The sequence below is a fragment of the Nocardioides sp. NPDC057577 genome, from assembly GCF_042801335.1.
Lineage (GTDB): Bacteria > Actinomycetota > Actinomycetes > Propionibacteriales > Nocardioidaceae > Nocardioides.
Map to the genome: position 1 here is coordinate 1 of NZ_JBHVGB010000033.1, position 20,920 is coordinate 20,920.

The 20,920-nt window shown below is 70.1% G+C and carries 22 protein-coding genes; 16 read left to right on the top strand and 6 right to left on the bottom strand.

Annotated features, from left to right (window positions below; genetic code table 11):
- Nucleotides 1–38: 38 nt before the first annotated feature.
- The 3 genes from ACFU7D_RS09485 to ACFU7D_RS09495 are packed head-to-tail and all read right to left on the bottom strand — an operon-like array spanning nucleotide 39 to nucleotide 2,304.
- Nucleotides 39–857, bottom strand: coding sequence for an SDR family NAD(P)-dependent oxidoreductase (locus tag ACFU7D_RS09485; protein ID WP_378866153.1), 819 nt, complete (start codon nucleotides 855–857; stop codon nucleotides 39–41).
- Nucleotides 858–862: 5 nt separating this feature from the next.
- Nucleotides 863–1,126, bottom strand: coding sequence for a ferredoxin (locus ACFU7D_RS09490; RefSeq protein ID WP_378866155.1), 264 nt, complete (start codon nucleotides 1,124–1,126; stop codon nucleotides 863–865).
- Nucleotides 1,126–2,304: a Rieske 2Fe-2S domain-containing protein gene (locus tag ACFU7D_RS09495; protein ID WP_378866158.1), complete on the bottom strand. Its 1,179-nt coding sequence runs from the start codon at nucleotides 2,302–2,304 to the stop codon at nucleotides 1,126–1,128. The genes ACFU7D_RS09490 and ACFU7D_RS09495 overlap by 1 nt, the downstream gene beginning before the upstream one ends.
- Nucleotides 2,305–2,479: 175 nt before the next feature.
- On the opposite strand from ACFU7D_RS09495, the gene ACFU7D_RS09500 reads away from it, so the two are divergent.
- Nucleotides 2,480–3,229: a glucose 1-dehydrogenase gene (locus ACFU7D_RS09500; RefSeq protein ID WP_378866161.1), complete on the top strand. Its 750-nt coding sequence runs from the start codon at nucleotides 2,480–2,482 to the stop codon at nucleotides 3,227–3,229.
- Complete coding sequence (locus ACFU7D_RS09505) at nucleotides 3,226–4,017, top strand: MaoC/PaaZ C-terminal domain-containing protein (RefSeq protein ID WP_378866164.1); 792 nt, start codon at nucleotides 3,226–3,228, stop codon at nucleotides 4,015–4,017. The genes ACFU7D_RS09500 and ACFU7D_RS09505 overlap by 4 nt, the downstream gene beginning before the upstream one ends.
- 48 nt (nucleotides 4,018–4,065) lie before the next feature.
- Here ACFU7D_RS09505 and ACFU7D_RS09510 read toward each other — a convergent pair whose 3' ends face one another.
- Nucleotides 4,066–4,833 carry a histidine phosphatase family protein gene (locus ACFU7D_RS09510; RefSeq protein ID WP_378866167.1) on the bottom strand — a complete coding sequence of 256 codons (768 nt, stop codon included), beginning with the start codon at nucleotides 4,831–4,833 and terminating at the stop codon, nucleotides 4,066–4,068.
- Nucleotides 4,834–5,019: 186 nt separating this feature from the next.
- Entirely contained in the window at nucleotides 5,020–6,198 is a 1,179-nt protein-coding gene (locus ACFU7D_RS09515; protein WP_378866170.1) for an alcohol dehydrogenase catalytic domain-containing protein, read from the bottom strand.
- A gap of 148 nt (nucleotides 6,199–6,346) precedes the next feature.
- On the opposite strand from ACFU7D_RS09515, the gene ACFU7D_RS09520 reads away from it, so the two are divergent.
- The 14 genes from ACFU7D_RS09520 (at nucleotide 6,347) to ACFU7D_RS09585 (ending at nucleotide 19,747) form a co-directional block, all read left to right on the top strand.
- Complete coding sequence (locus ACFU7D_RS09520) at nucleotides 6,347–7,348, top strand: NAD-dependent epimerase/dehydratase family protein (protein ID WP_378866267.1); 1,002 nt, start codon at nucleotides 6,347–6,349, stop codon at nucleotides 7,346–7,348.
- Nucleotides 7,349–7,368: 20 nt separating this feature from the next.
- Nucleotides 7,369–7,851: a hypothetical protein gene (locus ACFU7D_RS09525; RefSeq protein ID WP_378866172.1), complete on the top strand. Its 483-nt coding sequence runs from the start codon at nucleotides 7,369–7,371 to the stop codon at nucleotides 7,849–7,851.
- 28 nt (nucleotides 7,852–7,879) lie between these two features.
- On the top strand, nucleotides 7,880–8,488 hold the full coding sequence (locus ACFU7D_RS09530; protein WP_378866175.1) for a flavodoxin family protein: 609 nt from the start codon (nucleotides 7,880–7,882) through the stop codon (nucleotides 8,486–8,488).
- 488 nt (nucleotides 8,489–8,976) lie between these two features.
- Nucleotides 8,977–9,276, top strand: a complete 300-nt coding sequence (locus ACFU7D_RS09535; protein ID WP_378866178.1) for a putative quinol monooxygenase — start codon at nucleotides 8,977–8,979, stop codon at nucleotides 9,274–9,276.
- 179 nt (nucleotides 9,277–9,455) lie between these two features.
- Nucleotides 9,456–10,331, top strand: a complete 876-nt coding sequence (locus ACFU7D_RS09540) for an MEDS domain-containing protein (protein WP_378866181.1) — start codon at nucleotides 9,456–9,458, stop codon at nucleotides 10,329–10,331.
- Nucleotides 10,332–10,437: 106 nt separating this feature from the next.
- Nucleotides 10,438–12,330, top strand: a complete 1,893-nt coding sequence (dnaK, locus tag ACFU7D_RS09545) for a molecular chaperone DnaK (protein WP_378866184.1) — start codon at nucleotides 10,438–10,440, stop codon at nucleotides 12,328–12,330.
- A 5-nt stretch (nucleotides 12,331–12,335) separates the two neighbouring features.
- Entirely contained in the window at nucleotides 12,336–12,848 is a 513-nt protein-coding gene (locus ACFU7D_RS09550; RefSeq protein ID WP_378866187.1) for a nucleotide exchange factor GrpE, read from the top strand.
- Complete coding sequence (locus ACFU7D_RS09555; protein WP_378866190.1) at nucleotides 12,848–13,825, top strand: DnaJ C-terminal domain-containing protein; 978 nt, start codon at nucleotides 12,848–12,850, stop codon at nucleotides 13,823–13,825. The genes ACFU7D_RS09550 and ACFU7D_RS09555 overlap by 1 nt, the downstream gene beginning before the upstream one ends.
- A complete protein-coding gene (locus ACFU7D_RS09560; RefSeq protein WP_378866193.1) occupies nucleotides 13,822–14,142 on the top strand; it encodes a chaperone modulator CbpM in 321 nt (106 codons plus the stop codon). Before ACFU7D_RS09555 ends, ACFU7D_RS09560 begins: the two co-directional genes overlap by 4 nt.
- A complete protein-coding gene (gene clpB / locus ACFU7D_RS09565) occupies nucleotides 14,133–16,769 on the top strand; it encodes an ATP-dependent chaperone ClpB (protein WP_378866196.1) in 2,637 nt (878 codons plus the stop codon). The genes ACFU7D_RS09560 and clpB overlap by 10 nt, the downstream gene beginning before the upstream one ends.
- Nucleotides 16,766–17,215: a thioredoxin TrxC gene (trxC, locus tag ACFU7D_RS09570; RefSeq protein ID WP_378866198.1), complete on the top strand. Its 450-nt coding sequence runs from the start codon at nucleotides 16,766–16,768 to the stop codon at nucleotides 17,213–17,215. Before clpB ends, trxC begins: the two co-directional genes overlap by 4 nt.
- Nucleotides 17,215–17,472, top strand: coding sequence for a UBP-type zinc finger domain-containing protein (locus ACFU7D_RS09575; RefSeq protein WP_378866201.1), 258 nt, complete (start codon nucleotides 17,215–17,217; stop codon nucleotides 17,470–17,472). The genes trxC and ACFU7D_RS09575 overlap by 1 nt, the downstream gene beginning before the upstream one ends.
- Nucleotides 17,450–19,129, top strand: coding sequence for an FAD-dependent oxidoreductase (locus tag ACFU7D_RS09580; protein WP_378866204.1), 1,680 nt, complete (start codon nucleotides 17,450–17,452; stop codon nucleotides 19,127–19,129). The genes ACFU7D_RS09575 and ACFU7D_RS09580 overlap by 23 nt, the downstream gene beginning before the upstream one ends.
- Before the next feature lie 42 nt (nucleotides 19,130–19,171).
- On the top strand, nucleotides 19,172–19,747 hold the full coding sequence (locus ACFU7D_RS09585; RefSeq protein WP_378866207.1) for an NADPH-dependent FMN reductase: 576 nt from the start codon (nucleotides 19,172–19,174) through the stop codon (nucleotides 19,745–19,747).
- Nucleotides 19,748–19,757: 10 nt separating this feature from the next.
- On the opposite strand, the gene ACFU7D_RS09590 is transcribed toward ACFU7D_RS09585, so the two are convergent.
- On the bottom strand, nucleotides 19,758–20,831 hold the full coding sequence (locus tag ACFU7D_RS09590) for a hypothetical protein (RefSeq protein WP_378866210.1): 1,074 nt from the start codon (nucleotides 20,829–20,831) through the stop codon (nucleotides 19,758–19,760).
- Nucleotides 20,832–20,920 lie beyond the last annotated feature (89 nt).

Sequence of the window (20,920 nt, forward strand, 5' to 3'; positions counted from 1 at the left end):
GCCCCTCTCGGCGTCACCTCGGTGTCACATCACCGGTGTCACATCGCCGGCGGCGGTGGCGGCGTCTGCGCGGTGAGCATCTCGGCCCGCCGGCCCGCGAAGAACGCGAACTCGTCGGGGTGGGTGTTGATCCAGAACCCGGTCCCCAGGCCGTCGAGGACCGCGGCGGCGGCCTGCTTCGGCGTGATCCCGCCCTGCTCCAGGTAGCCCTGCATGGTGTGCTGCCAGATGTCGCTGCCGGGGGAGCCGTCGGCGACGTACGCGTCCTCGAAGATCCGGGTACGCACCGCGCCGGGGCACACCACCGACACCGCGACCTGCGGGTGCTGCTCGAGGCACTCCAGGTAGGCGCACTCGGTCAGCGCGAGCACCGCGTGCTTCGAGGCGTGGTAGGCCGAGTTGAGCGGGGCGGTCGCCAGTGCGCCGACCGAGGCCACGTTCACCACGTACGACGGTGCCGGGTCGGCACCCATCCGCGGCACGAACGAGCGCAGGCCGTGGAAGACGCCGGTGACGTTGACGTCCAGCAGGCGCCGCCACCGCTCGGGCGGCAGGTCCCAGATCCGGCCGACGGTCTCGACACCGGCGTTGTTGACGAGCAGCGCCACCGGGCCGTACGCCTCCACGGCGGCATCGGCCAGCCGGTCGACCGCGTCGGCGTCGGTGACGTCGGTCGGCACCGCGAGCGCCTCGGCCCCGCTCGCGCGCAGCCCCTCGGCGATTTCCTCGACCCGGTCGGCGTCCACGTCGGCGAGCACCACGCGCATGCCGCGCGCGGCCGCCTCCTCGGCGAGCCCTTGGCCGATGCCGCTGCCGGCACCGGTGATGACGGCCGTACGGCCCTGCAGTTCTGCCATCGCTCTCATCCTTCGCACTCGAGCACCGGGATGGTGCCGTCCGTCGCTGCCTGCGCGATGCTGGCGCGCAGCTCCTCGCACACCGGGTGGCGGCCCTGGAAGGGGTCGCCGGGGTCCCAGGACCGGCACGCGGCCATCGCCGGCTGCGACCACTGCACCGAGGTCTGCTGCCAGCTGCTCTTCCGGGCGAGCACCGCCGCGCCGCACGCCCGGCAGCTGACCGGATGCATCGGGGCGTCGGCGAGGCGGTTGTCGGGACGTACGGTCATCAGGCGTCCTGTTCCTGCGCCCGGCGTGCCAGGTTCTCCTCGACCTCGCGGCGCCACGCCTCGTTCGGCCGGGCGGTATCGAGCTCGAACTCGAAGCGCTCGGTCATCTCCGGGGCGATGTCGTCGAGGTCGGTGTAGAACTGCTCGTACCAGCGGCGCAGCTGGTAGACCGGCCCGTCCTCCTCGCACAGCAGCGGGTTGTCGATGCGGGTCTTGTTCTTCCAGATCTCGACGTCCTGCTCGAACCCGAGCCGCACCGTGTCGACCATCTTCTGGGTCAGCCGCTCGGCCTCCTCCGGGTCCTCCGGGCCGCCGTCGGGCCGCTCCATGCTGATGCCGTACATCAGGACGAAGGAGTTCTCGTCGATCGGGTAGTGGCAGTTGATCAGCACGGTCTTCACGTCGCCGTCGGCGTAGTGGTAGAGCAGGTCGTCGATCATGAACGACGGGCCGTGGTAGGTCGCCGCCGAGGTGTTGCCGAGCCGCTTGGGCGCCCCGATCTTCTTCTCCGCGGGCCGCATGTCGTCGCGGTTGATGCCCTTCTGGAGCTGGGTGGCGGTGTGAGCCTCGAAGACGTTCTTGAAGTACGTCGGGAAGCCGTGGTGCACGTAGAAGAAGTGCGCCATGTCGACCAGGTTGTCGATGATCTCGCGGCAGTTGGTCTCCACCCGGGTCTCGTACCAGGCCCAGTCGGTCCACCCCGGGGTGCCCGGACCGCCGTCGATGGGCGGGATCACCTGCTCCGGGATCGGCGGGTTGCCCTCGGGGTCGTTCCAGACGAACACCAGACCGTCCTGCAGCATCGTCGGCCACGCCTGCGTGCGGGCCCGCATCGGCACTCGACGGGAGTACGGGATCTGCTTGCAGCGTCCGTCGCCGCCCCACCGCCAGTCGTGGAAGGGGCAGGCGATCTCGTCGCCCTTGATCGTGCCCTGGGAGAGGTCTCCGCCCATGTGCCGGCAGTAGGCGTCGAGGACCTTCAGGCTGCCCGAGCTGTCCGCGAAGACGGCCAGCTTCTTGCCGAAGGCGGTGATGGAGTGCGGCTTCCCGTCACGGAAGGTGCGCTCCAGGCCGATGCAGTGCCACCCCCGGGCGAAGCGGGTCGGCGCCGCCTCGTACTCGATCCGGCGCACCTGGTCGCCATCGGTTTCGAGCACTGTGGTTTCCAGCACGGACATGTCGGCTCCCAAACGTCGCGGTTGTTTCCTACCCCCGCAGGCTCGCCCGAGAACGGTCGCGGGCAACGGCTCCGTCCCACTGGGCAGGACCTGGCTCGGCGCGAGGTGGGCGCCCGGGTGCACCCTGCGGGCAGGGGAGCCGTATGCGCTCCGTCCAACGGCAGGAGGGAAGCAGATGACGACGTACGAGACGGGCGGCCGGGTCGCCGGCCGGACGGTGATCGTGACCGGCGCGGCACGGGGGATCGGGGCCGCGTGCGCGCGGCGCCTGGTCGCCGAGGGCGCCCGGGTGGTGGTGGCCGACCTGCTGGTCGAGGAGGGCAAGCAGGTCGTCGCCGAGCTCGGTGACGCGGCTTTGTTCGTGGAGCTCGACGTGACCAGCGAGTCGGCCTGGCAGGACGCCGTACGCCAGGCCGAGGAGATCTTCGGGCCGGTCACCGGCCTGGTCAACAACGCGGGCGTCGTGCACGTCGACCCGATCGAGGAGCTCAGCGAGTCCGACTACCGCAAGGTGATCGACGTCAACCAGGTCGGGGTCTTCCTCGGCATGAAGGCCGTCATCGGCTCGATGAAGCGTGCCGGCACCGGATCGATCGTCAACATCTCCTCGATCGGCGGGATCATCGCGTTCCCGCGGATCCTCGGCTACGTCGCGTCCAAGTGGGCCGTACGCGGCATGACGAAGGCCGCGGCCCAGGAGTTCGGCCCCCACGGGGTGCGGGTCAACTCGGTCCACCCCGGCGTGGTGTCCTCGGAGATGACCGCCGACTCCGACCGCTCCCACGGGATGGTGGACCACCAGCCGCTGGGGCGGGAGGCGGACGCCGACGAGATCGCGGCCCTGGTGCTCTTCCTGCTCTCGGACGAGTCCAGCTTCTCCACCGGGTCGGAGTTCGTCGCCGACGGCGGCTACACCACCGCATGAGGCGACCGGACGACTGGATCGGGCACGATCTCGGCCGGCGCCGGGTGAGCTGGACCGACCGCGACGCGATCCTCTACGCGCTCTCGGTGGGTGCCTGCGCCGACCGGCTGGACCTGGTGTTCGAGGAACGGCTCCGGGTCCTGCCGGCCTTCGCCCTCACCCTGGCGCAATGGGCCCCGGACGCCCTGGGGGCGGCCGGCGCGTTCGACCCGACCCGGGCCGTACACGGCTCGCAGCGCCTGGAGATGAAGGCGCCGTTGCCGGCCTCGGGCGACCTGGAGATGTCCGCCCGGGTCACCGGGGTGTGGGACAAGAGCGCGGGCGCGGTCTTCGACGTCGAGGTGGCGAGCGACCACTTCGTCGCGACCTGGTCGATCCTCGCCCTCGGCCGCGGCGGCTTCGGCGGAGATCGTGGCCCCGTACGTCCTCCCGACCCGGTCGAGGAGGCCGCCTGGTCGACGGTCGTGGAGATCCCCGCGAACGCCGCCGCCCTCTACCGCCTCAACGGCGACCGGCACCAGATCCACATCGATCCCGCGGCCGCGGCCGCGATCGGTCAGCCGCGGCCGATCCTGCACGGACTGGCCACGCTGGCACTCGCCTCGCTCGCCGTCGCCGAACAGACCTCGCGGCACCCGGCCGACATGGTGCTGCTCGAGGGGCGGTTCAGCTCGGTGGTCTTCCCGGGCGAGGCAGTCACGGTCGAGGGGTGGGCCAACGGGGGTTTCCGCGTCTCCACCGCCCGGGGCGTCGCCATCGCCGGCGGTCGTTGCGCGTTCACTGCCTGAAAACGCTGAAGGGCGGGCGGCCACAGCCGCCCGCCCTTAGCGTCTTGGTCAGTACTGGACCTTGACGGCCTCACCGGTCACGGGATCGATCTCGTAGTAGTACGACGTCGGGTCGCCGGGCCGCGGGTCCGGGCTCACCTTCCACGCCGTGCACACCAGCGTGCCGTCGCGCTGGAGGCGGGCCTTGATCATCTCGGTGTTGGCCGGGAACCGGTCCGAGAACGGCAGCTCCGGCTCGTTGGCGCAGGTCTCGGGCAGCATGAGTCCGAAGATGCCGCCGTGGGCCACGACGACGCCGGTTCCCCGGTCGCCGCGGTGCTCGCGTACGTACCGCGCCCACCACGGCTGCCACCGCTCCTGCACGTCGTAGTAGTCCTCCTCGCCGCCGAACGAGTCGTCGCGGGTGCTCGGGTCCATGACCCAGCCGGCCATGATGCGGCCGGCGACCGCGGGATCCTTCGACGGCAGCTCGACCTCGCGGATGTCCTCGTCTGCCAGGACCGGTACGTCGTGGTCCGCGGCGACCCCGTCGGCGGTCTGGTACGTACGCACCATGATCGAGGAGTCGACCGACGAGATCCTCTCCTCGTCGAGGAAGTCGACGAGCTTCGCGGCCTGCGCGATGCCCGTCGGTGAGAGCTCCTCCTCCGGTGCCGGGTAGGTGGAGTGGGCGTGGCGTACGAACAGGATCTCGTAGCCCGGGCCACCGGCCCGAGGGTTCGGGTCGGCACCGGCTTCGCGGGCGACCGCGAGCGGCAGCGTGGCGAGAACAGCGAGCGAGGCGCCGAGGGCGCACAGTCGGGTACGGCGATTCATGGGACCTCCAGGTCTGGGAAGCGACGTCCGAGGATCGACACGGGAGCGACCCTCGGACGCGCGCTGTCCCGATCACCAGGACAAGCCGTCGAACGACCTCAGCGGACCGAGCGCGCCGTGGTCACCCCTGGCTTCGCTGTCGCCGCGATGTTCCCGGACCTGAACGACTAGCGCGCCGGCGGCCGCTCAGGGCTTGAAGACGACCTTCACCATCTCGTCGGCCTTCTCCTGGAAGGACTTGTACGCCTCCGGCGCCTCGTTCAGGGGGAGGTGATGGGTGGCGAACGTGTCGACGCCGAGCGGGTCGTTGTCGCCCTCGAGGAACGGCATCAGGTCATCCGTCCAGGCGCGTACGTTGGCCTGCCCCATGCGGATGCCGACCTGCTTGTCGAAGAGCTGCATCATCGGGAACGGGTCCATCGCGCCGCCGTAGACGCCGGCGATCGAGACGGTGCCCCCGCGGCGTACGGCGTCGAAGGCGGTGTGGAGCGCGGCCATCCGGTCGACGCCGGCGGCCTGCATCACCGGGCGGTTCACGGCTCCCGGCATCGTGGCCAGCAGCTTCGTCATCCCCTCGACGATCGGCGAGCCGTGAGCCTCCATCCCCACGGCGTCGACCACGGCGTCGGCTCCGCGTCCATCGGTCCGATCGCGCACCTGCTCGGCGATGTCGCCGGAGTCGAGGACGATCGTCTCGGCCCCACGCTGCCGGACCCGGGCGAGCCGCTCGCGCTCGCGATCCACGCTGATGACCCGGTGGCCGGCGTCGAGCGCGAAGCGGGTCACCATGTCGCCGATGGGACCGGCGCCGAGGACCAGCAGGGTGCTCTCCGGGTCGGGGTCGGCGTACTGCAGTGCCTGCCAGGCGGTCGGCAGGACGTCGGAGAGGAAGAGGAACCGGTCGTCAGTGGGACCTTGCGGGACCTTGATCGGCAGCTGGTTGCCGAAGGGAACGCGCAGGTACTCGGCCTGGCCGCCCGGGACCTGGCCGTAGAGGGAGCTGTAGCCGAAGAGGCTGGCGCCGGTGCCCTGGTCGCGGTTCTGGGTGGTCTCGCACTGCGAGTGCAGGCTGTGCCGACACATCCAGCAGGTGCCGCAGCTGATGTTGAACGGCACCACCACGCGGTCGCCGACGCTCACCTCACGGACCCCGGGGCCGACCTCGGCCACGATCCCCATCGGCTCGTGCCCGACCACGTCGCCCGGTGTCATGAACCCGGTGAGCACCTCATAGAGGTGCAGGTCGGAACCACACAGCCCGGTCGAGGTGATCTCGACGATGATGTCCTCGTCGTCGAGGATGCGCGGATCAGGGACGTCGTCCACCCGGATGTCGCGTCTTCCTTGCCAGGTAACTGCCTTCATGGGTGCTCCTCCTTGGATCGAGTCACCTCTGCGGTACCCCGATCCGGGGATTCGAGCCCGGCGCGCGGCAGTGCTGAACCCGGTCGCGGTGGGTACCGGTGAGACTCACACCGCAGAACAGATCGGCCGCAGGGAGGGCGTGGACAACATGAAGGTGGTCGTCATCGGTGCGTCGGGAAACCTCGGCAGCGCCACCATCCGGGCACTCACCGCAGACGGCGCCGCGGAGGTCGTCGCCGTCGCGCGCCGCGCTCCGGATGGCCCTCGGGCCTATGCCCATGCCTCCGTCGAGTGGCGGGTGGCCGACGTGTCGACGGCCAACCTGGAGCCGGTGGTGGAAGGTGCCGACGCGGTCGTGCACCTCGCCTGGAAGTTCCAGCCCACGCACCGCCCCGAGGAGACCTGGGCCACCAACGCCGTCGGCACGCGCAGAGTCCTCGCGGCCGTGGCCCGCGCAGGCGTCCCGGCGCTCGTGTGCGCATCCTCGGTGGCGGCCTACTCTCCGGTGCACCACGACGATCCCGTCGACGAGACCTGGGAGACCGACGGGGCGTCGGCTGCCGCGTACTGCCGGGAGAAGGCGTACGTCGAACGGGCCCTGGACGCCTTCGCCTGCGACCACCCCGAGGTCCGCGTGGTGAGAGTTCGGCCCGCGTTCGTCTTCCAGCGCTCGGCGGCCAGCGAGCAACGGCGCATCTTCGGCGGCGCCTTGGCCCGGCCCGCGCTCCTGGACCGTCGGCGCATCCCGATGGTGCCGGTGCCGGCCGGCCTGAGGTTTCAAGCCGTGCACGCAGGCGATGTCGGCCGGGCCCTGGCCACTGCCGCGACCAGCGACGTGGCGGGCGCGTTCAACCTGGCCGGTGACGGCGTGATCGGCCGCGACGAGCTCGGCGAGCTGATGGGCGCTCGGACGGTCGAGGTCCCGCCGGGTCTGGCACGTCACGGTCTGGACGGCGCCTGGCATGCACGGCTGGTGCCCGTCCCCGGCAGTCTGCTGGACGCGGTCATGCAGCTGCCGCTGATGTCGACGGCCCGCGCCGAGCTGGAGCTCGGCTGGCAACCGCGCCACACGGCCATGGATGCGCTCGAGGCCGTCCTCTCCGGCATCCCGGAGAAGGCGGGCAGCGGGCTCCCGCCTTTGCGACCCTGACCTCTGGAGAAGGAGCAGCCATGAACGACGACCTGTTGCACGCCTACCTGCAGCACCACTGGGCCGGTTCCAGCGCCGGAACCGCGATGTTCGAGCGCGTCGGTCGCACGCACTCCGATCCTGACGTGGCCGCTCGGGTGCGACAGCTGGCGACCGAGGTGAACGAGGAACGCGAGCAGCTGCGACAGATCATCATGGCGACCGGAGCGGATCCCTCACGCATCGCCGCGGCGACGGGGCGGGCGCTGGAGTTCGCGGGACGGTTCAAGCCGAACGGCCGGCTGGTGCGGCGCTCACCGCTCTCGGACCTGTTCGAGCTGGAGGCGCTGCGAGACGCGGTGGCCGGCAAGCGCGCCGGGTGGCAGCTGCTGCGTACGGCCACCGAGGACGACGCCCGTGTCGACGCGCTGCAGCTCGATGAGCTCATCCGCCGCGCCGACGACCAGCTCGCCCGGCTCGAGGATCTGCACCTGCGGGTGGGCCGTACCGTGATCAGTGCATGACGGTACGGCCCGTGGGTTACCTGATGGCATGACGTCACCGACCTGCCTGATCCTGAACTGCACCCTGAAACGCTCACCCGGCGAGTCCAGCTCGGAGCTGCTCGGATCCCAGATCCTCTCGGCGCTCCTGGACCACGGGGTGAAGGGTGAGATGGTTCGGGTCGTCGACCACGACGTCAGCTTCGGAGTGAGCACCGACGAGGGTGACGGCGATGCGTGGCCGCAGCTCCGCGAGCGGATGCTCGCCGCGGACGTGCTCGTGCTGGTCACCCCGATCTGGCTGGGCCAGCCGTCGTCGGTGTGCAAGATGGTGCTCGAGCGACTCGACGCCGAGCTGAGCGAGACCGACGACGACGGCCGGATGCTGACCTACGACAAGGTCGCCGGCATCGGCGTGGTCGGCAACGAGGACGGCGCCCACCATGTCACCGCCGAGCTCTGCCAGGCGCTCAGCGACGTCGGCTTCACCATTCCCGCCGGCGGGTCGACGTACTGGGTCGGGGAGGCCATGCAGGGCGTCGACTACAAGGACAAGGTGCCGACCCCGGAGACGACCGCGGGAACCACGAAGACCATGGCCCGGCACCTGGCCCACCTCGCCGGGCTGCTCGCCGAGTCGCCCTATCCCGCGGAATAGGACCTAGCCTCGGCTCACGTCCTGGTCGCGCTGCGTCCGCGAGGAGCCGTCGCTGGGCGCGGCGCCCCTGCGCCACGACCACCGGTGCCGCGCTCAGCCCGAGCCGGGGGATCGCGTCGGCCACTCGCGCCTGGATCCCGCGCCAGCCGGGCACCGTCTTGACCGGTCGTGGCCTGTCGAGCACCGTGCCGACCGCCGCCACGACCTCCTCAGGCTGGAGCAGCTTGCCGGAGAACGACAGGGCGGCGGGGTCCTCGAGCCCAGCGCGACAGCGGAGAATATCAGCCGCTCGTCCTGGCCCTCAGCACCTCGTTCCCACCGGCCGGCCCAGGGCCGGTGCGGCCGAGCTGGGAAAAGCACCCGTTCACGGGATGCTGGTCAGCTTCGCTCCTGAGGATCATGACCGGTGACAAGCATCCTCGGGTGTGGCGCGGTTCGCCGCCGACCGTGCCGCAGTGGTGCACCCTCCCAGCGAAGGAGTCCGACCGGTGTTGACCAAAGCTCTCCTGGTGCGTCTCGAGGCGCTACCGGGCAAGGAAGCAGACCTCGCAGATTTCCTCACGAAGGCGCGCTCGATCGTGATGGCTGAGCCCGGCACCATCGCCTGGTTCGCCATCCAGTTCGGCCCCTCGACCTTCGGGGTGTACGACGTGTTCCCCGACGACGAAGCCAGAGACGCGCACCTCGCCGGCGGCGTAGGTCAGGCGCTCGGGCCGAACACCGGTGTCCTATTCTCGGAGCCGCAGATCGAGAAGATCGACATCCTCGCCGACAAGGTCCCGGAGTAGCCGCCGAGACAGCGGTCCCCGCAGGAGACTGGGCAACGACCCCTGACGTTGGGAGACATCGGACGATGTCTGCACAGGTCAGGGGTCGTTTCCTGGCGCCTGCGAAGTGGGATGGCGACCCGTAGCGAGTGCGCGTAGGGTGGGGAACCTCCCTTCGGATCCGGTGAACGGTGGCCACGATGTCTGATCTGAGCCTCGGGATCCCCGGGGTCGGCGTTGTTAGTCCAGGAATGCACTTCTGTGCGCTCTACTCGGGTCCGGCCGAGCGTGACCGATTGTTGTACCCCTTCCTCGAGGAGGGGCTGCGGCAGGGCGACAAGTGTCTGTGCCTGATCGATGATGTCGAGCCGGCGCTGGTCAGGGACCGGGCCGTGGGACAGCCCGGCCCGGACTACTCGCGACGATCGGCTCAGCTCGACGTCGAACGATCATCGGACGTCTATCTCAGGTCGGGGGAGTTCAGCGTCGACGGCATGGTGAGCTTCCTCTCCGAGAGCGTGGACGCGGCGGTCGCAGACGACTTCGACCTGCTCAGAGCTGCCGGCGAGATGTCGTGGGTGCTGTCCGGCGCCCCTGGTTGGGACGACCTGTTCGTCTACGAGTCGTCCCTGAACCACGTCGTCGAGGAGGTGCCCGCCATCCTCATGTGTCTCTACGACCTGAAGAAGTTCGGGGCCGAGATGCTCGTCGAGGTGCTCCAGACCCACCCCACGGTCCTGCTGGACGGCACGGTGATCGACAACCCGCACTACGTCGATCCGACCGAGTATCAGGCGGCTGCCAGAGCCGCCGAGAGGCCCCGGTATCCCTTGGTCAAGGTAGACGCCGGCGACGAGGACGGGGCCGACCACGGGTGGGCGTCGCTCACCGGCGCCGAGATGCGGATCGTCTCCCAGGTCTCCCAGGGGAAGTCGAACCGTGCGGTCGCGGAGGAGCTCTGCGTCTCCCGCCACACCGTGGACGCCCACCTCAAGCACATCTACCTCAAGCTCGACGTCCACTCCCGGGTCGAGCTGACCGTGCTGGCGCTGCAGCACCACCACCCCGGCGGCTAGCCGGGGGCGGCCCGGTCCGCCAAGAAACACCCGTTCACGGGATGCAGACGATCCCGGCGCGCGAGAAGCATGGCCGACACACATGCTTCCGGCGAATGGAGTGGTCATGGGCAGGGCAGTCGGCATCGACCTGGGAACGACGAACTCGGTGATCGCGGCGACCGAAAATGGGCAGCCGCAGGTCATCCCCAACGCGGAGGGCAACCGGACGACGCCGTCCGTGGTCGCCTTCTTGGAGAACGGAGAGCGCCTGGTCGGCCAGATGGCCCGGCGACAGGCGATCCTGAACCCGAAGGGAACGATCTATTCCGCGAAGCGCTTCATCGGCCACAAGTACGACGAGGTCAGCAGCGAGATGAACACGGTCTCCTTCGACGTCGTCGAAGGCCCCGAGGGCACGGCCCGGTTCCAGGTCGACGGCAAGCTCTACGCACCCGAGGAGATCTCGGCGCAGGTGCTTCGCAAGCTGGTCGACGACGCCGGGAAGTTCCTCGGCGAGCGGGTCACCGAGGCGGTCATCACCGTCCCCGCCCACTTCAACGACGCGCAGCGTCAGGCCACCAAGGACGCCGGCAGGATCGCCGGGCTCGAGGTCCTCCGGATCATCAACGAGCCCACGGCCGCCGCCCTCGCGTACGGGATGGACAAGCTCGAGAACGAGACCGTGCTGGTCTTCGACCTCGGTGGTGGCACGTTCGACGTGAGTATCCTGACCGTCGGGGACGGCGTGGTCGAGGTCCGGTCCACGGCCGGAGACACGCACCTCGGCGGCGACGACTTCGACCGACGCATCGTCGACTACCTGGCCGACGAGTTCAAGAAGTCCAACGGCATCGATCTCCGCGACGACTCCCAGGCTCTCCAGCGTCTCTTCGAGGCGGCCGAGAAGGCCAAGGTGGAGCTGTCGGCGGTCACCCAGACCGCCGTCAACCTGCCCTTCGTGACCGCCGACGCCTCCGGGCCCAAGCACCTCAACGTCAACCTGATGAGGTCGACCTTCGAGCAGCTCACCGCCGACCTCGTCGAGCGCTGCCTCGGCCCGGTCAAGCAGGCCATGGAGGACGCCAAGGTCACCTCCGACGACATCGACGAGGTCATCCTCGTGGGCGGGTCCACCAGGATCCCGGCCGTGCAGGCGCTGGTACGCCGGCTGACCGGCGGCAAGGATCCCAACATGACCGTCAACCCGGACGAGGTCGTGGCCATCGGCGCGGCGGTCCAGGCGGCGATCATCAAGGGCGATGTCAAGGACGTGCTGCTGCTCGACGTCACGCCGCTGTCGCTGGGTCTGGAGACGATGGGTGGGGTGATGACCAGGGTCATCGACCGCAACACCACCATCCCGGCTCGGCGGACCGAGGTCTTCAGCACCGCGGAGGACAACCAGTCCGCTGTCGACGTCGTCGTGCTCCAGGGCGAGCGGGAGAGAGCGGCCGACAACCGCGTGCTGGCCAGGTTCCGGCTCGAGGACATCCGTCCCGCGCCGCGTGGGGTGCCCCAGATCGAGGTGACCTTCGACATCGACGCCAACGGCATCCTGCACGTCTCGGCGCGTGACAAGGACACCGGTGCCGAGCAGCAGGTGACCATCAGCGAGACCTCCACCCTCAGCCAGGAGGAGGTCGACCGGATGATCAAGGACGCCGAGACCCACCGTGGCGAGGATGCCGCTCTGCGCGAGCGGGTCGATGCCCGCAACGAGCTCGACTCCGTGGCCTACCAGGTGCGCAGGTCCCTCGAGGAGGCCGGTACGTCCGTGGCCGAGCACGACCGCGCTCGTGCCGAGCTGCTCGTCGAGGAGGCCAGGCAGGCGGTCGAGGGCGACGAGCCCGTGGACCGCCTCCGTGCCCTGACGGGCGAGCTCCACCAGCTGCGTCAGGTGCTGAGTTCCGCAGCCCGCGGTGGCGGCGGACCGTCGACCGGGCCGGCGAGCGCCTCCGGGGCGGCGGCCGACAGCGATGACGACGATGTCATCGACGCCGAGTTCACCTCGAACTGACCGCCATGTCTGATCACGAGGCACCGACGACCGAGGCCCTGGGCGACGAGGTCGCGGCGGACGACGCGACCGAGCCCGGCGACCAGGCGCGCCAGATCGCCGAGCTGGAGGATTCCTGGCGGCGTACGGCTGCCGAGCTCGACAACTTCCGCAAGCGCTGCGCGCGCGACGTGGCCCGTGCCCGCGAGCAGGAACGGGCGGCCGTGGCCACCAGCTGGTTGCCCGTCCTGGACAACCTGGAGCGGGCGCTCGAGCACGCATCGTCCGACCCCGACTCGGTGGTGGAGGGCGTCCGGGCCGTGCTCGCGCAGGCGCTCGCCGTCCTGGCCGACCTCGGCTACCCGCGTCGCGACGACAACGGCCGGGCCTTCGACCCCGCCGTGCACGAGGCGGTCAGCACCGTGTCCGGTGAAGGGCTGGTGCCCGGCACCGTGGCGCAGGTCGTACGCCCCGGCTACGGCCCCGATGACAGGCTCCTGCGTCCGGCCGCGGTCGTGGTGGCCACCAGGACATCCTGATGGCCAAGGACTTCTACGAGGTCCTCGGGGTCTCCCGCGACGCCGACCCGGCCGACATCCAGCGCGCCTACCGCAGGCTGGCGCGCCAGAACCACCCGGACGTCAACAAGAGCGCCGAGGCCGAGGAGCGGTTCAAGGACATCGCCGAGGCCTACGACGTACTGTCGGATCCCGAGCAGCGCCGGCGCTACGACGCCTTCGGTGAGGACTTCCGGCGGGTCCCGCCCGACACGGATCCGGCCGCCTGGCGCCAGGCCCGGACCTACGCCGACGCCGGGGCGGGGGCGCGCGGACGCTGGTCGTCCACGACCGGCCCGTCGGGAGGTTTCGGAGCCGGCGACTTCGGTGACGAGATCGACATCGAGGACCTGCTCGGGGGGATCTTCGGCGGGCGAGGTGGCGGGGGTCGGGCCCGCGGCGGCTGGGGGCCGGGCCCGGTCCCGGGCTCCGACCACGAAGCCGAGGTGGAGGTCTCGGTCGAGGAGGCCTACCACGGCACCGAGCGCAGCCTCACGATCACCGGTCCCGACGGGCCCCGCACGCTCGACGTCACGATCCCGGCGGGCGTGGTCGACGGTCAGCGGATCCGGCTGCGCGGCCAGGGCGGCCCCGGCAGCGGCTCGGCGGCGGCCGGAGACCTCTATCTGGTGGTCCGGATCGCCGACCACCCGCGCTACCGGGTCGAGGGTCGCGACCTGCACGCCCTCCTGCCGGTCGCTCCCTGGGAGGCCGCGCTGGGGGCGTCGGTGTCCATCGACACTCCCGGAGGAACCGCCACGGTGAAGGTCCCGGCGGGCTCGTCCAGCCACCGTCGGTTACGGCTCAAGGGCCGCGGCCTTCCCCACCGACGAGGCGAGCCGGGCAACTTCTACGCCGAGCTCCAGGTCCGCCTGCCGAAGACCCTCTCCGACGAGGAGCAACGCCTCTTCGAGGAGCTCGCGAAGGTGTCCCGTTTCGACGCGAGGAGCAGACGATGACAGCGATCACGCACTTCGCTCTCGCCCGGCCCTACCGGCTCAGCCTCGAGAGCTATGCCCAGGTCACCGGCGTACATCCGGAGCTCGTCCGGCGCCTGGTCGCCCTCGGGCTGCTGGAGGTCACCCGGGACGCGCAGGGCCGGTTGTGGTTCCACCCCTCCCAGGTGAGGGAGATGGCCAGGATCCAGCGGCTGCGGATGAGCCTGAACCTCAGCTACTGCGCCATCGGGCTGGTCGTCGAGCTGCTCGACAGGATCGCCGAGCTCGAGAAGGCACAACAACGCACGGCACGACGAGGAGACGCTCCATGGACATGAACAGACTGACCCAGAAGTCGCAGGAGGCTCTGCACGACGCCCAGACCAAGGCGCTGCGCTTCGGCCACGTCGAGGTGGACGGCGAGCACCTGTTGCTCGCCCTGCTCGACCAGGCCGAGGGCCTCGTTGCGCCGCTGCTCGCCCGGGCGGGGGCCGATCCGGACCGGCTGCGCGAGGAACTCGAGGCCGAGCTCGGCCGCCGCCCGCGGGTCAGCGGGCCGGGCGTGACTCCCGGGCAGGTGCACATCACCCAGCGGCTCTCGCGGCTGCTCGACACGGCTGACCGCGAGGCCCGCAGGCTCAAGGACGAGTACGTCTCGGTCGAGCACCTCGTGATCGCTCTGGTTGAGGAGGGCTCGGGATCAGCCGCCGGGCGGCTTCTCCACGCTCACGGACTGACCCGGGACGGCTTCCTGGCCGCACTGACCGAGGTACGCGGTCACCAGCGGGTGACGTCGGCGACCCCCGAGGGGACGTACGAGGCGCTGGAGAAGTACGGCCGCGACCTCGTCGCAGCGGCGGAGTCGGGCAAGCTCGAGCCGGTGATCGGCCGCGACTCCGAGATCCGCCGGACCGTGCAGATCCTGTCGCGCAAGACCAAGAACAACCCGGTGCTCATCGGTGAGCCCGGCGTGGGCAAGACGGCGATCGTCGAGGGTCTGGCGCAGCGGATCGCCGACGGCGACGTCCCCGAGGGTCTGCGGGACAAGACCGTGTTCGCCCTGGACATGGGGGCTCTCATCGCTGGGGCGAAGTATCGCGGCGAGTTCGAGGAGAGGCTGAAGGCCGTCCTCAACGAGGTGCAGAGCGCCGAGGGCCACATCCTGCTCTTCGTCGACGAGCTGCACACCGTCGTCGGTGCCGGCGCCGGTGAGGGGGCGATGGACGCCGGCAACATGCTCAAGCCGCTGCTCGCCCGCGGCGAGCTGCACATGATCGGCGCGACCACCCTCGACGAGTACCGCACCCATATCGAGAAGGACGCCGCCCTCGAGCGCCGGTTCCAGCCGGTCATGGTCGACGAGCCCGACGAGGAGGACGCCATCTCGATCCTGCGCGGGCTCCGCGAGCGCCTCGAGGTCTTCCACGGCGTGAAGATCCACGACGGCGCCCTGGTGGCAGCGGTGACCCTGAGCCACCGCTACATCTCCGACCGCTTCCTGCCCGACAAGGCCATCGACCTCGTCGACGAGGCCTGCGCGATGCTGCGCACCGAGATCGACTCGATGCCTGCCGAGCTCGACGAGCTCACCAGGCGGGTGACCCGGATGGAGATCGAGGAGGCCGCGCTCTCGCAGGAGGAGGACGCCGCGAGCAGGGCCCGCCTCGAGGAGCTGCGCAAGGAGCTGGCCGACGCGCGGGCCGAAGCCGATGCCCTGCGCGCACAGTGGGAGGCCGAACGCTCGGCCCTTCGTGAGGTGCAGTCGCTCCGCCAGGAGCTGGAGCAGGTGCGGCTGGAGAGCGAGCGGGCCGAGCGGGAGTACGACCTCAACCGGGCGGCGTCCCTGCGGCACGGCCGGCTGCCGGAGATTCAGCGGCGGCTGGAGGCGGCCGAGTCCCGGCTCGCCGGCAAGCAGGGCGGCCGCCGGCTGCTGCGCGAGGTGGTGACCGCCGACGAGATCGCCGACGTCGTCTCGCGCTGGACCGGCATCCCGGTCTCGCGTCTGCAGGAAGGGGAGCGCGACAAGCTGCTCCGCCTCGACGAGGTGCTCCACGAACGTGTCATCGGCCAGGACGAGGCCGTCCAGGTGGTGGCCGACGCCGTCGTCCGGGCCCGCTCCGGCATCAAGAACCCCCAGCGGCCCATCGGGTCGTTCATCTTCCTGGGCCCCACCGGGGTCGGTAAGACGGAGCTGGCCAAGACGCTGGCGGCCGCGTTGTTCGACACCGAAGAGAACATGGTCCGGATCGACATGAGCGAGTATCAGGAGCGGCACACCGTCAGCCGGCTGGTCGGAGCGCCTCCAGGCTACGTCGGCTACGAGGAGGGTGGTCAGCTCACCGAGGCCGTACGTCGCAAGCCCTACTCGGTGGTGCTGCTCGACGAGATCGAGAAGGCCCACGTCGACGTCTTCAACACGCTGCTCCAGGTGCTCGACGACGGCCGGCTGACCGACTCCCAGGGCCGGACCGTCGACTTCCGCAACACCGTCCTGATCATGACCTCCAACATCGGGTCGGAGCACCTGCTCGAGGGGGTCACCGCCGACGGCGAGATCAAGGACGAATCGCGCTCGATGGTGATGCGCACGTTGCAGTCACACTTCCGCCCGGAGTTCCTCAACCGCGTCGACGAGATCGTGATGTTCAAGCCGCTGACGCTCGCCGAGATCGAGCGCATCGTCGACCTCCAGCTCGAGGAGCTGCGCGAGCGGCTGGCCGACATGCGGATCACGCTCGAGGTCACGGCGGCGGCACGGCGCTTCATCGCCGACCAGGGATTCGACCCGGCGTACGGCGCGCGCCCGCTGCGACGGCTCATCTCCCGTGAGGTGGAGACGCAGGTCGGCCGGGCGTTGCTGCGCGGCGACGCGGCTGACGGCGGCGTGATCTCGGTCGACGTCGTCGACGGGAAGATCGCGGTGACCGCGGCCGGCGCCGCCGCAGAAGAGCGGGCCGTGGCATGAGCGCGACCACCGAGAAGTCGACGAAGGTCGAGTGCGTCAGCTGCGGAGCCAAGAACCGGGTTCCGGCGGTCGCCGAGGGTACGCCGCGCTGCGGGAGGTGCGGTACGCCGCTGCCCTGGGTGGTCGATGCCGGCGACGAGGAGTTCCACGCCGTCGTCGAGGAGTCGAGCCTGCCCGTGCTGGTCGACGTGTGGGCTCCGTGGTGCGGCCCCTGCCGGATGGTGAGCCCGGCCCTGGAGAAGCTGGCCGCAGAGCTGGCCGGCAAGCTCAAGCTGGTCAAGGTCAACGCCGATGACAACCCTGCCGTGAGCCAGAGGTTCGAGGTCCGGTCGATCCCGACGCTGGTCCTCCTCGACCACGGCGAGGTCGTCGACACACAGATCGGCGCCCTCCCGGTGCACCAGCTGCGTTCCTGGCTCGAGTCCAAGCTCCCGGGGAGGCCGTGATGACCGCCGACCCGCACCTGGGCATCATCCAGCCCGTCTCGCCACCCGCCCAGCACGTCTGTGCCGAGTGTGTGCGGCTCGGCACTCCGTGGGTGCACCTGCGCCATTGCCTGACCTGTGGCCAGGTCGGCTGCTGCGACTCCTCACCCATGCGACACGCGCGCGCTCACGCGGCCGGGACGGGCCACGTCATCGTGCGTTCGATCGAGCCCGGGGAGAACTGGAGATGGTGCTATGTCGACGAGCAGTTCGTCTGAGAGCGAGCTCGCGGACCTTCCCGAGTCCCCCGACACCACCGGTGCCTACCCCCGGCTCAGCGACGAACAGATCATGCTGCTCTCGCAGTTCGGAAAGCGGCGGACGCTGACCAAGGGCACGATGCTGTTCTGTGCGGGCGACCGCGACTGCGGCCTGTTCGTCGTGCTCGACGGCAGGGTCCGAGTCGTCCAGGAGGACGGCCCCGAGGGAGAGCCGCGGGTGATCGCCGTCCATGGCCGGGGTCGCTTCGTGGGTGACCTGTCGATCCTGACCGGGCAGGCGGTCTACGTCACCGCCGTCGCCCAGACCGACGTGGAGGTCCTCGAGGTGCCCTACGACCGGCTCAAGGAGGCGGTCACCCAGGATCAGGCGCTCGGAGATCTGATCCTGCGGGCGTTCATCCTGCGACGTACCATCCATGCCGACCTCGGCGCCGGCCTCCGGATCATCGGCTCCCGCTACTCGGCCAACACCCGTCTGCTGCGGGACTTCGCGAGCCGCAACCGCATCCCGTGCCGCTGGGAGGACGTGGAGGAGGACCCCGAGGCAGAGGAGACCCTGCGGGCGTTCGGCATCCCACCTGACCAGACCCCCGTCGTGATCTGGAAGGGGCATACGGTGCTGCGCAACCCCAGCACCACCGAGCTGGCCGACCTCATCGGGCTACGAGCGGCGCCGCACCGGGCGGCGTACGACCTCGTCGTGGTCGGTGCCGGCCCGGGCGGCCTGGCCGCGGCGGTCTACGCCGCCTCCGAAGGACTCTCGACGGTCGTCCTGGACGCGCTCGCCACCGGCGGGCAGGCGGCCACGTCGTCCCAGATAGAGAACTACCTGGGCTTCCCAGCCGGGATCAGCGGAGCCGAGCTGGCCGACCGCGCCGTGGTCCAGGCACGAAAGTTCGGCGCCGTCTTCAGCATCCCCGGCGAGGCGACCTCGCTCACCCGGGCCGACGGCTATCACCTGGTCGGCCTGGCGGAGGGGGACCCCCTCATCGCACACGCCGTGCTCGTCGCCACGGGTGTGCGCTACCGGCGTCTCGACGTCCCGGGTGCCGACCGCCTCGAGGGCGGCAGCGTCTACTACGCGGCCACCGAGTTCGAGGCGCGGCTGTGCCGACAGGACCCGGTCACCGTCGTGGGCGGCGGGAACTCGGCCGGCCAGGCGGCCTGCTTCCTGGCCCGCCAGTCTCCGGTGGTCAACCTGGTCATCCGCCACGACGACCTCGGCAGGGACATGTCCCGCTATCTGGCCGACCGCGTCGAGCAGTCGCCCCGCATCAAGGTCTGGCGCAACAGCGAGGTGGGTGAGCTCATCGGGGAGAACACGCTCGAACAGGTGCTGGTCCGCCACCTCCACTCGGGGCAGGAGCACCGCGTCGCGACGACAGCCCTGTTCGTGATGATCGGAGCGGCCCCGCACACCGGGTGGCTCCAGGGAGCGATCCCGCTGGACGCGAAGGGTTTCATCCTCACCGGGTCCGAGTCCGGAGCCGGGGCCGACGGCTGCGACGGCATGTTCGAGACCCGCCGCCCGGGCGTGTTCGCCGTGGGCGACGTACGCAGCGGCTCGGTCAAGCGCGTCGCGTCTGCCGTCGGCGAGGGCTCGGTCTCGATCCGCCACGTCCATGAGTTCCTGGAAGCCGAGGGACGTCGGTGAGGCATGCCGCCCGCCGAGAAGACACCAGATCAGGAGGAACAGATGACCACCTACAAGGTCGGCTACTTCGTCGGAAGCCTGTCGTCGACGTCGATCAACCGCATCCTGTCCAGGGCCCTCATCCGGGTGGCCCCGGACGACCTGGAGTTCAGCGAGATCCCGATCGGCAACCTGCCGCTGTACAGCCCGGATTTCGACGACGACTACCCGCCCGCGGCCCGATCGCTCAAGGAGTCGATCGCGGCCGTCGACGCGGTGCTCTTCGTCACCCCCGAGTACAACCGGTCCATCCCCGGGGCGTTGAAGAACGCGATCGACTGGGCGTCCCGACCCTGGGGACAGAACTCCTTCGACCACATCCCGGCCGCGGTGATCGGAGCCTCCATCGGCCAGATCGGCACCGCCATGGGTCAGCAGACCCTGCGCGGCGTGCTCAGCTTCTGCAACGCTCGCCAGATGACCTCGCCCGAGGCGTACATCCAGTACTCTCCCGACGTCTTCCGGGATGACGGCGAGATCACCGTCGACTCCACCGAAGAGTTCCTCCGCGGCTACATGGCCGAGTTCCGCACCTACATCGACATGGTCCTCACCGTCCTGCCACGCCGACGAGGTTGACGGGCGCCGGTCACCCCTGCCGTGCGCGCTTAGGCGACTCCTGGCGGTAGGTGTAGGCGGCGGCCCGGACCACCTCGTCGCTCTCCAGACCCGCCCCGAGAGCGCCGCCCAGGGTGGCGAGAGAGCTGGTGAGCCACGCCAGCTTCAGATAGTCGCCGGCTCGTACGCCATGCCCGATGCCCTCCTCGAGCAGCTGGGCAGGCACCAGGACCGGTGAGGTCGCGAGCGCGAGGATGAGCAGCGCGACGTAGAGGAAGAGCACACCCAGAACGACCGTCGCCGTGGTGGCCAGATTGAAGAGGGTCACCTGCTTGCGACCGGCCGGATGCGACGTACGCTCCCACAGACCGGCCCCCGCGATCAGCGCGATCGTGATCCCGGCGAGCGAACCGACCCCGATCACCGAGAGCCGGACCCAGCCGAGCGCGGCGCTCAGCTGCCAGATGTCGGGGGTGACGAGGGCCAGCACCGCCGTCGCCAGGGCCGCGGTCAGCGCTCTCGACAGTCCGATCGCGAGTCTCCACGGCTGGTTGGCCCGGATCATCCCGGTCAGGAGCCGCAGGTTGCCGCTGAGGACTCTCGCGGTGAACATCACGCCGCCGTCCTCGTCCGGCTCCTGGCTCCTGCCGAGCTGGCTGGCGCGGCGTCCGAGCCCGGCGACACGGCCCGAGATGGCGCGATCCGCCGTGTCCCCGAGCAAGGTGCGCACGAGCCCGACGACCGTGTCCCGGGTGCGTCGGCGCAGTCCGACGGCGCCGAGCGCCGGCAGGCACACCACAGCCACGCCGTGCAGGGGACTCGCGTGAGCCACCACCGGTCGCCGTTGAGCCTGCAGCGGCAGATCGGTGAGACAGACGACCAGGTCCCAGTCCTCCTTCAGGAGCCGGTCCCTCGCCGCCGCGACGATGGCTGCGTCGTCGGAAGGCGGATGCACGAGGGCGTCGACCACGATGGACTCCCGCCATCGGACGGTCGGCAGGTGAAGGCTCAGCTCGGCGTGCAGGTCCTCGGCGAGCGCCGAGGAGAGCTCGGTGGCCGACCCCGGAGCCGAGATGATTCCGATCACCACCTCCTCGGCGCTCATGGGGAAGCCTGGTTGCGCCCTTGGTCTCCACCTTCGTGCGTCATGCTGCAAGTCTCCGGTCAGCACGCGGCGGGAAGCAAGGGACCCTC

Excerpts from the sequence above, each read along its gene's own strand:
- ACFU7D_RS09485 (WP_378866153.1), bottom strand. The coding sequence starts at position 857 with ATGGCAGAACTGCAGGGCCGTACGGCCGTCATCACCGGTGCCGGCAGC.
- ACFU7D_RS09490 (WP_378866155.1), bottom strand. The coding sequence starts at position 1,126 with ATGACCGTACGTCCCGACAACCGCCTCGCCGACGCCCCGATGCATCCG.
- ACFU7D_RS09495 (WP_378866158.1), bottom strand. The coding sequence starts at position 2,304 with ATGTCCGTGCTGGAAACCACAGTGCTCGAAACCGATGGCGACCAGGTG.
- ACFU7D_RS09500 (WP_378866161.1), top strand. The coding sequence starts at position 2,480 with ATGACGACGTACGAGACGGGCGGCCGGGTCGCCGGCCGGACGGTGATC.
- ACFU7D_RS09505 (WP_378866164.1), top strand. The coding sequence starts at position 3,226 with ATGAGGCGACCGGACGACTGGATCGGGCACGATCTCGGCCGGCGCCGG.
- ACFU7D_RS09510 (WP_378866167.1), bottom strand. The coding sequence starts at position 4,833 with ATGAATCGCCGTACCCGACTGTGCGCCCTCGGCGCCTCGCTCGCTGTT.
- ACFU7D_RS09515 (WP_378866170.1), bottom strand. The coding sequence starts at position 6,198 with ATGAAGGCAGTTACCTGGCAAGGAAGACGCGACATCCGGGTGGACGAC.
- ACFU7D_RS09520 (WP_378866267.1), top strand. The coding sequence starts at position 6,347 with ATGAAGGTGGTCGTCATCGGTGCGTCGGGAAACCTCGGCAGCGCCACC.
- ACFU7D_RS09525 (WP_378866172.1), top strand. The coding sequence starts at position 7,369 with ATGAACGACGACCTGTTGCACGCCTACCTGCAGCACCACTGGGCCGGT.
- ACFU7D_RS09530 (WP_378866175.1), top strand. The coding sequence starts at position 7,880 with ATGACGTCACCGACCTGCCTGATCCTGAACTGCACCCTGAAACGCTCA.
- ACFU7D_RS09540 (WP_378866181.1), top strand. The coding sequence starts at position 9,456 with ATGTCTGATCTGAGCCTCGGGATCCCCGGGGTCGGCGTTGTTAGTCCA.
- dnaK (WP_378866184.1), top strand. The coding sequence starts at position 10,438 with ATGGGCAGGGCAGTCGGCATCGACCTGGGAACGACGAACTCGGTGATC.
- ACFU7D_RS09550 (WP_378866187.1), top strand. The coding sequence starts at position 12,336 with ATGTCTGATCACGAGGCACCGACGACCGAGGCCCTGGGCGACGAGGTC.
- ACFU7D_RS09555 (WP_378866190.1), top strand. The coding sequence starts at position 12,848 with ATGGCCAAGGACTTCTACGAGGTCCTCGGGGTCTCCCGCGACGCCGAC.
- ACFU7D_RS09560 (WP_378866193.1), top strand. The coding sequence starts at position 13,822 with ATGACAGCGATCACGCACTTCGCTCTCGCCCGGCCCTACCGGCTCAGC.
- clpB (WP_378866196.1), top strand. The coding sequence starts at position 14,133 with ATGGACATGAACAGACTGACCCAGAAGTCGCAGGAGGCTCTGCACGAC.
- trxC (WP_378866198.1), top strand. The coding sequence starts at position 16,766 with ATGAGCGCGACCACCGAGAAGTCGACGAAGGTCGAGTGCGTCAGCTGC.
- ACFU7D_RS09575 (WP_378866201.1), top strand. The coding sequence starts at position 17,215 with ATGACCGCCGACCCGCACCTGGGCATCATCCAGCCCGTCTCGCCACCC.
- ACFU7D_RS09580 (WP_378866204.1), top strand. The coding sequence starts at position 17,450 with ATGTCGACGAGCAGTTCGTCTGAGAGCGAGCTCGCGGACCTTCCCGAG.
- ACFU7D_RS09585 (WP_378866207.1), top strand. The coding sequence starts at position 19,172 with ATGACCACCTACAAGGTCGGCTACTTCGTCGGAAGCCTGTCGTCGACG.
- ACFU7D_RS09590 (WP_378866210.1), bottom strand. The coding sequence starts at position 20,831 with ATGAGCGCCGAGGAGGTGGTGATCGGAATCATCTCGGCTCCGGGGTCG.